Origin of the sequence: Candidatus Thiosymbion oneisti (assembly GCF_900092655.1) — a bacterium.
Lineage (GTDB): Bacteria > Pseudomonadota > Gammaproteobacteria > Chromatiales > Chromatiaceae > Thiosymbion > Thiosymbion oneisti.
This window is the reverse complement of sequence record NZ_FLUY01001630.1, coordinates 1-11,355: the sequence shown is the minus strand read 5'-3', so window position 1 is coordinate 11,355 and position 11,355 is coordinate 1. Positions and strand designations below refer to the sequence as shown.

Genomic DNA, 11,355 nt, shown 5'->3' with positions numbered 1-11,355 from the left:
GTGGGAACGAGCCATGAGGGCATCGTGGCCGCTCATTCGCTCCATAACTCGTTGTTTTAGATTGCAATAATGTGGGGGTACCTCAGGGTCAAACCGCGGCCGCACCGCTGACGATCTCGGAAATCTCCTGGGTGATCGCTGCCTGGCGGGCCTTGTTGTAGACGAGCTGCAGCTCATCGATGAGACCCCCGGCGTTGTCGGAAGCGGATTTCATGGCCACCATACGCGCGGCCTGCTCGCAGGCCCCGTTTTCCACGACTGCCTGGTAGACCAGGGACTCGATATAGCGCATGAGCAGGGCATCGAGTACCGTTTTGGCGTCCGGCTCGTAGATGTAGTCCCAGTGATGGCGGACTGTTTCATCAGCCTCGGTATCCTCGACCCGGATCGGTACCAGTTGCCTGATCTCCGGTCGCTGGGTCATGGTGTTCACGAACCTGTTGCCTGCCACATAGATGGCGTCGATCTTGCCGGAGTCGTAGGCGTCCAGCATCACCTTGACGATGCCGATCAGGTCCTCGATGTGGGGCCGATCCCCCAGGTGCGTCACCTGGGCCAAGACCTCGCCGCCGAAGCGCTTGAAGAAACCAAGCGCCTTGTTGCCGATGGTGGCGAATAGGGTATCGACGCCGGCTTGCTTCTGCTCCTTGAGCTCCCGCACGATGCCCCGGAACAGGTTGCCGTTCAAGCCCCCGCACAGGCCGCGGTCGGAAGCGACCACGATGTAACCGACCCGCTTGCGCTCGCGCTCGGTCGCCAGGAAGCTGTGTCGGTATTCCGGCGTGGCGTGCCGCAGGTGCCCGATCACCTGCAGCATCTTCTCAGCGAAGGGGCGGGAGGCGGACATCCGTTCCTGCGCCCTACGCATCTTGGACGCCGCCACCATTTCCATGGCCTTGGTGATCTTCTGGGTGCTCTTGATGCTGGCGATCTTGGTGCGTATCTCTTTCGCGCCGGCCATGTCGTTCGGCTCCTGGCTGTCAGCCGTGAAGATTTATCCGCAAATAAACGCAAATGGACGCAAATGCTTTCCGGCAGACTCGTTGGCGTTCAGCCTTACTCGGCTGATCACTCTCTATCTTTGGTCTATTTGTATTAATTATTTGCGTTTATTAGCGTTCATTTGCGACAAAAAAAGAATTCCCAGCTGATCTCGTTTGTATTCCGCCCAACGTCAGGCATCAGCCGCCGTTTGGAGCATAGTGGAAAACGGTCGGCTGAATGCGATTGTCAGACGATAGGCTGCATGAGTAAATACCCGATTGCCCCAAACACTTTATTCAAATCAGTAGTAGCTATCCCGGCTTTGTGCTTGGTAAACAGATTTAATTGGAGTCTTCCGAATTGCCAGAGCTCCCCATCGGTTACAATACCATAAACAAAGTTCTCATCATTTTGATTAATCTTTTGTGCCGCCAACAATTCTGCCGCGCATTGCCCCCAACCTTCCATAAAATTATTTTGCTTGGCTTCAACGACCACCAAAACAGGTAAGCCCAAAACCGTTTTGCCTAACTCCGATTTGGTAGAGATTAAATAATCCGGGGTTCCGGTTAATTTATTGTCTATGCTTATTGATTTATGGCTCCAAAGCGTGTACCTGTCAACAAAATTTTTATAGACTTCGCGTATAATCGGATAAATGACATTTTCACACCGGGAAGCTTCTGAGGTAAACACATCGATGTTGTCTAGATTAAAATCGAATTCTTCAATAAAACTATCGGAAGGACTCAGCTCGACGTCGCCAATAAAATTTTCTTCTCTGTACTTTATGTTGTATTCTTCCTGAACTTGTGCAATAGATTTAAAATCCGTGAACGCCATTTTGCGATCCCAGGTTTTGTATGTATTCAAGGCCTGAGGGCGACCATAATCCGAGTCATACCGCTTTGCCTGATCCGCAAGTTTCAGCAGCGTAGATTGGGGTGAGGAACGAACCCCAACCTACCTGACTGAAGCAAGCCGTGTGGGCAACCACAGGCCTTCCAGGTCGATGGGCATCGACTCGAAGGGTGGTGCCACAACCCGATCGGTACCGGCAAAGCGACCGATCTCCAACCAGACGCCGGCGTCGTGCCGATACGCCTCCAGCGTGCACTCAGCCGGATCGACCAGCCAAGCGTACTGTACGCCATAGTGTCCGTACAGCGGCATTTTGATCTCACGATCTTTACTCCTGGTGGATGGAGACAGGATCTCGCATACCCAATCGGGAACGACCTCGATGCGGTGGCCTGTCGGGGGTGTCGGCATGTGCTCGCGCCGCCAACCCGCCACATCCGGTACGGTCACCTCGACATCCTGTACGAAGTGGATCTCCGGCTCACCGATAATCCACCAACCGCCCGGACCTCTGTTCCCCTTATAGAAAGCGCTGAACAACTCGGCGCCCAACGCAGAACCGGCGAACCCATGGGGGAAGGAAGGCCGTGGTTGCGTATGGAGTTGTCCGTTCAGGATCTCTCCGGTCACACCTTCAGGCAGGGCCTCGAGGGATTCATAGAGAGTCGGTTGAATTGCCGGTTGCATCATTTTTCCCCCTCTCTAATAAGGAGGGGGTCGCAAAAACAGTGGCGTCAGCTGCCAATCTGTGAAGTTTAAACCACGGAGGATACAGAGAACGGAGAGAATTGGCCGATTCCTTATCTCCATGTTCTCTGTGGTTCGAAATGACTTTTTCGACACCCTCTCAAGGGGGCAATTGGAGCCACGCAAAGCCAACGTAGGATGTGGTAAGCGTCTGCCCACCACCCTAGGAACCGTCCGTGTCGCCCTACCTACCCACCCCGGAGATGGACCAGGTATAGCGGACAAGGGGCAGGCCGTAAACCGCATCGGTTATCTTTTCCTATACTCAATCAAATCCGGACTGTTCCGCCGTTGGGCATACACCACCGCGAAGATGCGGTTCTGCCCCGTCCCTGGGGCAGACAGGCACTCACCTCATCCTACGTGTTCTTGATGCCGGTGATTTAACGACTATTCTCCACACAAAATTTCAGAATGCCGACAATCATACTGCCGCCCTCGAAAGGGTATAATCTACTATCGATAGTCGCAATATTGTTTTCGAGTGACACGAATTGCCAGAGAACACCGTCAGTGACCACCCCATAGACCGGAGAAACAGGATTCTCGCGGCGCTCATTGAAGATTCTGGCGGCTTCCATTTCAGCAAGGCATTGTGGCAAAGCATTGCCTAAATCCGATCTTTTGGCCTCCACCAGGACCACCACCGGTGATGTGATATACAGTTGGTTGGTACTTTTACTGATAATCCCATCAGGATTCCCTGTGAGACCTTTCTCACTATCCACATTAAATGTACTCTCCAGAAAAAAGCTAATCGCTACATGTTGTTCAAGCTCAATGAGCACATTATCGACGATCAGGGCTTGCCGTGCGCTTTCCGTGTTGATTCGAATGGCTTTTGTATATGCCAGGTCCATGGTTTTCACGAACCACTCCGTGAGTTGAACGGGTTGGATATGCTGATAGCAATTATTATCGCCTTGTATGACGAGCCCTAACTCCTCATGCACTTGCTCAAGCGTTTTAAAATCGCTATATGCCATATCATTCTCCCTGATCCGTATCTCATCCTTCCACCGAGTTGCACCGCTCTTATAAAGCGCGTGATCGACATTGAGATATTTTACTTTTTTACCTCATAAGAGACTGTATGGAAATTCATGCCTTGTAAATCAGTTGGCTACGAATAAGAGCCGGCTCGTTTTGGACAATAGCCTGCTATCTTTGAAAATCATCCTTTTATAATCAATGGGTTAGTTCCAATACAGCCTCTTAAATTACTAATAGTGATATCTGCATTGTGCTATAATTATGTTTCCGTCTTGAAAGGTATATACAAGCCGATGCTTATCATTAATACGCCTACTCCAAAATCCAGACCATTCGTGTTTTAATTGTTCCGGTTTACCTATTCCATCAAAAGGGTTCCGTTTCATATCCTTTATCAAAGTATTAACGCGCTTCAACACACGCTTATCGTTTTGCTGCCAGTACAAATAATCATTCCACGCTTTTTGGTGCCAACTAATCATTTTTTAATTCTTTTTCTTCAAAGATACCATCCCTAATATCCCTGATCGCTAGATCTAGCCTTTCCTTATTCTTTTCAGATTTCATCAAGTACGCTGTTTCATTGTAAGCACTTTGATGATCCATACGTTCTTCAATAATTTCCAAAACAGCTTGTTCCGGAGTTTGTCCTACTTGAATCGCAAAGTTAGTAATTTTCCTTTGCAGTTCATCTGAAAAATCAATAGTCAACATTTCAACTACCTGTTCTTTCGTTTGCCCCATGCCAGAGGAAACGGTTATGGCCACAGCTAAGAGGCTGTCTAAAAATTAAGATACTGATTTTAAGGCATAAAATCTGTAAATTTCGCGCTCTTCCCACGCTCCAGCGTGGGAACGCCGGCTTGTCCGCTCCCGCGGACTCAGCTCCTCGGTGCTGATCGGCGTTGGCGGTTAGCCGACCGAGGTGCTTAATCGACGCTGGAGCGTCGGGATTTGCTCCCACGCTGGAGCGTTGGGGAGCCAGCCGACAATCATCACCAGCTTTCGATGCCCTTGATTGACGCGCCGTAAAGGCAAATGGGAATATAACTCGTGAACATTCCTGCAATCCGTGTATAGGTGTAGTGGGCCTTCTCACTACTTGCCACCGCAGCTATGCCAACTAAGACGAAACCTATAACAGTCGTAGTGACAATGGCAGCGAAGGCAATAGCCAGAAGAATCTCCAGAGGTGGAATAATTAACAAACCTTGAGTCCATAGCACAAAATTAGAAACCACTACTAGCCATATGGTGTGAAGGAGCCCAAGTAACGGTGGAAAACCGGGTTTTCTAGTTAGTGCGCGAGTGGCGAGCGCGGGTAGGATTGCGAGTACCAGTAGGGCTCCGAAGATCCATGGCCAAGAGGACTCAACTGAGTGAAATAGATGTGTATCAGCAAAGAAGACACGACAAAAAAGGTACGAGAAACAAATCGCCCAGAAACTCTCCACTGCCAACGAGAATACCAATTCGCTCGCGTGCGATACCAACGAATTGCATAAGACCAAATATCCCGCCAAGAAAATGAGCGTTTCTACGGATACCAGGATTTCTAGAAACGCTAAAGATATCTGCTCAAACATGGTTTTTCTCTCACCAGAGTGAGCTTTATGAAATAGCTACCTTCGACATCGTCATGGTACATGGTCTAACATGCAATCGGTGGCTTCTCCACCACTATTAGATATTAGAGTTGTTCCGCTTGAAAAGTGTATTTAAATCAATAGGTTGCCTATCTCGGGTATCCACCGTCTCGCTGTTTTCGGCATATCCACCCTTGATATGACGGCATAAGCTATTGATTTTCATAGCTTGGCATCGGGTATAACTCTATTATTAGCCCGCGTAGGATGTGGTGAGCGCCTGCCTACCACATCAGGAAGCCGCCCGTGTCGGCCCGCTTACCCATTCCACGGATGGACCAAGCATCGCGGACAGGGGGCGAACCGCATCGGTTATATTTTCCTATACTCAATCCGGACTGTTTCGCCGCTGGGCACGCCGCCGTCCAAAGATGAGGTTCGCTGCCTGCTTGCTCTGTCTTGGGCGGTAAGCAGGTGCTCACCGCAATCCTACGGGCTATAGGCCATCACGTGTAGCCCCAACACATTTTGTTGGGCACGCCGCGTCCCTGCGGCTTTGCCCAACCTACCAAGTGTGATTCGATTTGAAATCCTTGAGTGCCGCATGCAGGGCATCCGCGATCTCCTCATCGTAATCGCCGGTCTTGTCGATCTTGGCGAGGAGTTCCGACTGACTGGTCTTCATGTAGGTCTGTAAGGCGTGCTCGAAATCTACGACTTTGTTGACCTCCAGGTCGTCCAGATAGCCCTCGTTGGCGGCGAACAGGGAGACCGCCATCTGGCCGATGCTCAAGGGCGCGTATTGGACCTGCTTCATGAGCTCGGTCACCCGCTCACCGCGCTGTAGCTGCTTGCGTGTGGCCTCGTCCAGATCGGACGCGAACTGGGAGAAGGCGGCGAGCTCCCGATACTGGGCCAGCGCCAGCCGCGCGCCGCCGCCGAGCTTTTTGATGACCTTGGTCTGGGCAGCGCCACCGACGCGGGATACCGATAGCCCGGCGTTGATGGCCGGGCGGATACCGGCGTTGAACAGGTCGGTCTCCAGGAAAATCTGTCCATCGGTGATGGAGATGACATTGGTGGGCACGAAGGCGGACACATCACCGGCCTGGGTCTCGATGATGGGCAGGGCGGTCAGCGAACCGGTCCGGCCTTTGACTTTACCGCCGGTCAGCTGTTCCACATGCTCTGCATTGATCCGTGCGGCCCGTTCGAGCAGGCGCGAGTGCAGGTAGAAGACATCGCCCGGATAGGCCTCACGGCCCGGCGGACGGCGCAGTAGCAGGGAGACCTGCCGATAGGCCCAGGCCTGCTTGGTCAGGTCGTCATAGATGATTAGCGCATCTTCACCCTTGTCGCGGAAGTACTCGCCCATAGCGCAGCCGGAGTAGGGCGCGATGTACTGCATGGCGGCGGAGTCCGAGGCACCTGCGGCCACGATGATGGTGTGATCCATGGCGCCATGCTCTTCGAGCTTGCGTTGGATCCCGGCGATCGACGAGTTTTTCTGGCCGACGGCAACATAGATGCACTTTACGTCGGTGTCCTTCTGATTGATGATGGTATCGATGGCCACAGCGGTTTTGCCCGTCTGGCGGTCACCGATGATCAATTCACGCTGGCCCCGACCGATGGGTACCATGGCGTCGATGGATTTCAGGCCCGTCTGCACCGGCTGGTCCACCGACTTGCGGCTGATGACGCCGGGGGCGACCTTCTCGATCGGAGAGGTCACGGTCGCGTTGATCGGACCCTTGCCGTCGAGGGGGTTGCCCAGGGAATCGACGACACGACCCAACAGGGACTCACCGACGGGAACTTCCAGTACTCGCCCGGTGCAGCGTACCCAGTCGCCTTCCGACAAGTGCGTGTACTCGCCGAGCACCACCGCACCCACGGAGTCGCGTTCCAGGTTCAGCGCCAACCCATAGGTATTTTCGGGGAACTCCAGCATTTCATAGTACTGGGCGTCGGACAGGCCGTGGATGCGGACGATGCCGTCGGTCAGGCTGACGATAGTGCCTTCCGTGTGGGCCTCGGTCGTAGGCTCGAATTGCTCGATCTTTTGCTTGATTAGACCGCTGATTTCGGATGGATTCAGTTGCATGGCGGTTTCCCGTTAAAATTGCAATTCGGTGGCCAGCTTGTGCAGCTTGCCGCGCACGGATCCGTCAATCACCAGATCCCCGGCCCGGATTTGGACGCCGCCGATCAGGGATGGGTCGGTCTCGACCGTCATCTCCACTTCGGCCCCCAGCCGCTTCTCGAGCGCCGCGGCAAGGTCTCTCCGCGCATCTTCCCCCAGCTCAAAGGTACTTAAGACCTGCACCCGGCGGACGCCCTGATGCCGGATCCGGAGTGCTTCGAAGAGGCGAGCGATCTCGGGAAGTGTGGAGAGCCTATTGTTCGCCGCCAGCAGCGAGACCAAATTGCGGACCTCCGACGGCACTCCATCGTCGGCAATCTCCAGTATGGCATCGCGCAGTCGGCCGCGTGGCAGGTTCGGATTGCCGATCTGCTCCGCCATCCTGGGATCGGCGGCGATCGCCGACAGGGTGGCCAGGGCCTCACCCCAGGCGTCCACCTGCTCGCTCTCCCGGGCCCGTGCGAAGGCAGCTTCGGCGTAGGGCCGTGCGATTGTCGTGATGTCTCCGGCCATGGGCACGCCTTAGATCTGTTTTGCGAAGGAATCGACGATGGCACCGTGAGCGGCCGGGTCGATTTCCTTCTCTAGAATCTTCTCCGCCGCCGCCACCGCCAGGACCGCGACCTTTTCCCGCAGCTCCTCGCGGGCCCGGTTGACCTCTTGGTCGATCTCGGCCTGCGCCGCGTGGACCAACCGAGCGCCTTCCTCCCGGGCGTCCTGTTTCGCTTCGTCGATGATCTCGGTGGCCCGCTTTTGGGCCTGGCTTACGATGTCGGCGGCCTTGGACTTGGCCTCCTTTATCCGCTCGGTGGCCCGCCGCGCGCCGAGCTCCTGTTCCTTATGGCCGCGCTCGGCCGCCGCCAACCCCTCGGCGATCTTGGTCTTGCGTTCCGCCAGCGCGTTGACGATAGGCGGCCACACAAATTTCATGCAGAACCAGACGAATGCCGCGAACGCGATCATCTGGAGTACTAGCGTCAGATTGATATTCATGCCGTGGCCTCGCAGGGGACGAGAGCTTTGGTCCGTGCCCAGGGGGCAGGTCGGATCTGCGTCAGACAGCGAACATCAGGTACAGACCCATGGCGATCGCGATGACCGGCAGGGCGTCGGTGAGACCCATGACGATGAAGAACTGGGTGCGGAGCATCGGGATCAATTCGGGCTGGCGCGCGGCACCTTCGAGGAAGCGACCACCGAGGACACCGATGCCGACGGCGGCGCCGAGGGCGCCCAGACCCAGCATGAGACCGGCTGCGATGTAAACGATTGCTTGTGCGAGCTCCATGGTTTCCCCCTGTAGAGTGGGTGAGAGAAGGTTGAAATCGGTCGTTCAGTGGTGCTGCTGATGCGCCATATCCAGGTAAACGATGGTCAGCACCATGAAGATGAACGCCTGTAGCGTAATGACCAGAATATGGAAGATGGCCCATCCGATCTGCAGCAGGCCACCGCCGATGCTCATGACGATCGCGTGGCCGTACATGAGCGCGATCAGGATGAAGATCATCTCGCCGGCATAGAGGTTTCCGAACAGACGCAAGGCAAGGGAGACAGGCTTGGAGAGGAGGTTGATACCCTCCAACATCAGGTTGGCGGGCAGTCCCCACTTGCCGAACGGCTGGAGTGTCAGCTCGCCGAGGAACCCACCGACGCCCTTCATCTTGATACTGTAATAGACTACCAGGAAGAACACCGTCAGCGACATCCCGAAGGTGGCGTTCGGATCAGTGGTGGGAACGATCTTCAAGAACACATGGTGGGGATCCGCGCCGAACAGGGAGGCCAAGGCCTGGAACGAGTAGGGAATGAGATCGACCGGGAACAGATCCATGAGATTCATCAGGAAGACCCAGACGAAGATGGTCAGCGCCAGGGGGGCGACCAGGGAATTCTTGCCGCTGAAGGAGCCGCGGACATTGTCTTCCACGAAGTCGACGATCCACTCCACGAAGTTCTGAGCCCCTCCCGGTTCCCCGGCCGTGGCCTTGTCTGCGACTTTCTTGAAGAACCAGAGAAACAAGCCGCCGAGCAGGATCGAGAAGAACATGGTGTCGACGTGAACGGCCCAGAAGCCCATCTCCGCCGCCTCTTCCGCGGAGGATGCAAAAGTCAAGCCATGCTCCGGATGGTTCCCAAAGGTGAGGTTGGTCAAATGGTGCTTGATGTACCCTTGGGATGTGAGCGTTTCGGAAGAAGCCATCGATTATCTCTCACGTGTTCTTTTCGTCATCCTGGCGGGCATCCCAATCGGGGGCGAAAACCGCGGACAGCACTTGTACGGCGAAATAGGCACCGAGCAAGGCGGGCCAGCTCAAACCCTCGATCGTCACGAAGGCAACGAAGAACAGCCCTAAGGCCAAGGACAACTTGATAAGCTCCGCGCCATAGAACCGCCCCACGAGTGACTGCGGGTCCCGGGCCTGGTATTGCCGGAAGACCTGGAAGGCAAAGACTGAATTCGCTACCAGGCACACGGTGGCCCCGATCAGGACCGACAAGGCAACAGACAGGCCAAAGGGCAAGGCGGTAACGGTCAGAACAGGCGCCAAGGCAAGCTGTACAACCAAGACGCCCCTGGCCTCCCGCGTACCCTGCTGTTGCATCGGTTCTTCTTTTTCCGTTGGTGAGGGGGAGAATCCCCACCGCCAGCGCAGTATATGGACTGGCAATCACACCGTCAAACTCCGAATCGAGAGGCGCCGGGGTAAGCTTGTATAAGAGACTGTCTAAAAAGGTCGTCACTTAAGGGAAAGTCGCAAAGGTCCCGGTATGAGTTCTCGCGACCTTTTCTACCGGAAGAAGCCAGAGAGAAATTCTCGAGAGCGGCGGTTTACTCCCCCTCTCCCTCCGGGAGAGGGCCGGGGAGAGGGGGATCAAACAGGTGAACGGGACTGGAAGCCGGCGGCCCGGCAGAGATGCCGGCAGTCAGACCAGCGTCACAGACCCATGGTCGTCGCAGTGACCGTCGTGCGGATGATGCAGCCGTCCGTCGACGATATAGTCCACATGATCACCGTGCGGGATCGCTTCATGTCCGCATCCCAACCCGTGCACATGACCTGTCTTCTGGCATGTGGTGGTCGTGTGACCACAACCGTCTGGATTGGAGGTGCCGACCTCAATGACGTGCTCGTCATAGTGCACGCGGTTGTCGAGTTCGTGCGCATGATGCAAGTGGCCGTCGTGCAGGTAGTCGATGTGGTCGCCGTGACGGACCGCTCGATGACCGCAGCCGGGGCCATGCTCATGGTCGTGATTGGGATGGGTGGTGCAGGATTCGCTCATCTCAGGTTTCTCCGGGTTGAGTTGACAGCGCCCTCGAGGCGTCGTTTGCGTGCAAAACATGATCGACCATGTCGTCGAGCATGTGCTCCACATGGGTGTCAGCGATGGAATAGAAGGCGTAACGCCCCTCGCGCTCGACCTTGAGCAGCTCGGCGGTGCGCAGCAGACGCAAGTGATGACTCACCAGTGACATCGATAGCCCGCTGGCTTCGGCAATGGCCGATACCGAACGCCGCTGATGCCGGCAGCTCAGCACGATGCCGAGCCGACTCGGGTCCCCGAGGAGGGCGAACATCCCCGCCAACGTCTGGCGCTGTGTACCGTCCAGTTCTACCGACACCGACCGCTCCAAAACAAACAGATGAACAACTGTTCAACTATAGGATCGCCGAAACCCATCCGGATGTCAACCCAAACTTTCCGGGTAATGCTCAATCCGGATTTTTTGCTCTCGGGGACAGACGGTCACACCCGGTCGAGATGCTCGTAGGCCTCCAAGGTCCGCAGCCGGGTATCATCGACCGCCCCCCCGACGGTGAAGTGGTAGAGCGACTGCAGCGCTTGACCTTCCAGGCCGAGCACGGAGTGCAGAACATCATCAAAGAAACAGCCGATGCCCGTAGCTCGCACACCCGCTGCCTCGGCTTCCAAATAGAGCAGCTGGCCGATCAGGCCCGTCTCCCAGAACAGGCGACGATAGAACCATGGACCCGGTGAAATCAGCCGAGGCTCGAACTCGGCCAGCATCGC

Annotated in this window: 15 protein-coding genes; all 15 read right to left on the bottom strand. The window is 55.4% G+C overall.

Annotated elements, in window-relative coordinates; genetic code table 11:
• Positions 1 to 88: 88 nt before the first annotated feature.
• Complete coding sequence (atpG, locus tag BQ17_RS16695; RefSeq protein ID WP_089728986.1) at positions 89 to 961, bottom strand: F0F1 ATP synthase subunit gamma; 873 nt, start codon at positions 959 to 961, stop codon at positions 89 to 91.
• A 269-nt stretch (positions 962 to 1,230) separates the two neighbouring features.
• Entirely contained in the window at positions 1,231 to 1,827 is a 597-nt protein-coding gene (locus BQ17_RS16690) for a hypothetical protein (RefSeq protein WP_089728984.1), read from the bottom strand.
• Positions 1,828 to 1,947: 120 nt separating this feature from the next.
• On the bottom strand, positions 1,948 to 2,535 hold the full coding sequence (locus tag BQ17_RS16685; RefSeq protein WP_218068323.1) for a Uma2 family endonuclease: 588 nt from the start codon (positions 2,533 to 2,535) through the stop codon (positions 1,948 to 1,950).
• A 440-nt stretch (positions 2,536 to 2,975) separates the two neighbouring features.
• Positions 2,976 to 3,578, bottom strand: coding sequence for a hypothetical protein (locus tag BQ17_RS16680; RefSeq protein WP_089728980.1), 603 nt, complete (start codon positions 3,576 to 3,578; stop codon positions 2,976 to 2,978).
• A gap of 237 nt (positions 3,579 to 3,815) precedes the next feature.
• Entirely contained in the window at positions 3,816 to 4,067 is a 252-nt protein-coding gene (locus BQ17_RS16675) for a Txe/YoeB family addiction module toxin (protein WP_089728978.1), read from the bottom strand.
• Entirely contained in the window at positions 4,060 to 4,353 is a 294-nt protein-coding gene (locus BQ17_RS16670; RefSeq protein ID WP_256091649.1) for a hypothetical protein, read from the bottom strand. The genes BQ17_RS16675 and BQ17_RS16670 overlap by 8 nt, the downstream gene beginning before the upstream one ends.
• A gap of 1,383 nt (positions 4,354 to 5,736) precedes the next feature.
• Entirely contained in the window at positions 5,737 to 7,278 is a 1,542-nt protein-coding gene (gene atpA, locus BQ17_RS16660; RefSeq protein WP_089728973.1) for a F0F1 ATP synthase subunit alpha, read from the bottom strand.
• A gap of 12 nt (positions 7,279 to 7,290) precedes the next feature.
• The gene (locus tag BQ17_RS16655) at positions 7,291 to 7,830 is read right to left on the bottom strand and encodes a F0F1 ATP synthase subunit delta (protein WP_089728971.1); all 540 of its coding nucleotides are present in this window, start codon (positions 7,828 to 7,830) and stop codon (positions 7,291 to 7,293) included.
• Between the two features lie 9 nt (positions 7,831 to 7,839).
• On the bottom strand, positions 7,840 to 8,310 hold the full coding sequence (locus BQ17_RS16650) for a F0F1 ATP synthase subunit B (protein ID WP_089728969.1): 471 nt from the start codon (positions 8,308 to 8,310) through the stop codon (positions 7,840 to 7,842).
• 61 nt (positions 8,311 to 8,371) lie between these two features.
• Complete coding sequence (atpE, locus tag BQ17_RS16645) at positions 8,372 to 8,605, bottom strand: F0F1 ATP synthase subunit C (RefSeq protein ID WP_089728967.1); 234 nt, start codon at positions 8,603 to 8,605, stop codon at positions 8,372 to 8,374.
• 45 nt (positions 8,606 to 8,650) lie between these two features.
• Positions 8,651 to 9,520, bottom strand: a complete 870-nt coding sequence (atpB, locus tag BQ17_RS16640) for a F0F1 ATP synthase subunit A (protein WP_089728965.1) — start codon at positions 9,518 to 9,520, stop codon at positions 8,651 to 8,653.
• 10 nt (positions 9,521 to 9,530) lie between these two features.
• Positions 9,531 to 9,923 (bottom strand): ATP synthase subunit I, encoded by a 393-nt coding sequence (locus BQ17_RS16635; protein WP_089728964.1) that lies wholly within the window; start codon positions 9,921 to 9,923, stop codon positions 9,531 to 9,533.
• A 322-nt stretch (positions 9,924 to 10,245) separates the two neighbouring features.
• The gene (locus BQ17_RS16630) at positions 10,246 to 10,605 is read right to left on the bottom strand and encodes a hypothetical protein (RefSeq protein WP_089728962.1); all 360 of its coding nucleotides are present in this window, start codon (positions 10,603 to 10,605) and stop codon (positions 10,246 to 10,248) included.
• 1 nt (position 10,606) lies between these two features.
• Entirely contained in the window at positions 10,607 to 10,945 is a 339-nt protein-coding gene (locus tag BQ17_RS16625; RefSeq protein ID WP_256091647.1) for an ArsR/SmtB family transcription factor, read from the bottom strand.
• A 125-nt stretch (positions 10,946 to 11,070) separates the two neighbouring features.
• A partial coding sequence (locus tag BQ17_RS16620; RefSeq protein ID WP_141699334.1) for a nitroreductase family protein occupies positions 11,071 to 11,355 on the bottom strand: 285 nt, incomplete at its 5' end.

What these genes read in the sequence shown, in the direction of transcription:
- BQ17_RS16655 (WP_089728971.1), bottom strand. Translation starts at nt 7,830, where the DNA reads ATGGCCGGAGACATCACGACAATCGCACGGCCCTACGCCGAAGCTGCC.
- atpG (WP_089728986.1), bottom strand. Translation starts at nt 961, where the DNA reads ATGGCCGGCGCGAAAGAGATACGCACCAAGATCGCCAGCATCAAGAGC.
- BQ17_RS16680 (WP_089728980.1), bottom strand. Translation starts at nt 3,578, where the DNA reads ATGGCATATAGCGATTTTAAAACGCTTGAGCAAGTGCATGAGGAGTTA.
- BQ17_RS16675 (WP_089728978.1), bottom strand. Translation starts at nt 4,067, where the DNA reads ATGATTAGTTGGCACCAAAAAGCGTGGAATGATTATTTGTACTGGCAG.
- atpA (WP_089728973.1), bottom strand. Translation starts at nt 7,278, where the DNA reads ATGCAACTGAATCCATCCGAAATCAGCGGTCTAATCAAGCAAAAGATC.
- BQ17_RS16685 (WP_218068323.1), bottom strand. Translation starts at nt 2,535, where the DNA reads ATGATGCAACCGGCAATTCAACCGACTCTCTATGAATCCCTCGAGGCC.
- BQ17_RS16635 (WP_089728964.1), bottom strand. Translation starts at nt 9,923, where the DNA reads ATGCAACAGCAGGGTACGCGGGAGGCCAGGGGCGTCTTGGTTGTACAG.
- BQ17_RS16630 (WP_089728962.1), bottom strand. Translation starts at nt 10,605, where the DNA reads ATGAGCGAATCCTGCACCACCCATCCCAATCACGACCATGAGCATGGC.
- BQ17_RS16690 (WP_089728984.1), bottom strand. Translation starts at nt 1,827, where the DNA reads ATGGCGTTCACGGATTTTAAATCTATTGCACAAGTTCAGGAAGAATAC.
- BQ17_RS16650 (WP_089728969.1), bottom strand. Translation starts at nt 8,310, where the DNA reads ATGAATATCAATCTGACGCTAGTACTCCAGATGATCGCGTTCGCGGCA.
- atpB (WP_089728965.1), bottom strand. Translation starts at nt 9,520, where the DNA reads ATGGCTTCTTCCGAAACGCTCACATCCCAAGGGTACATCAAGCACCAT.
- atpE (WP_089728967.1), bottom strand. Translation starts at nt 8,605, where the DNA reads ATGGAGCTCGCACAAGCAATCGTTTACATCGCAGCCGGTCTCATGCTG.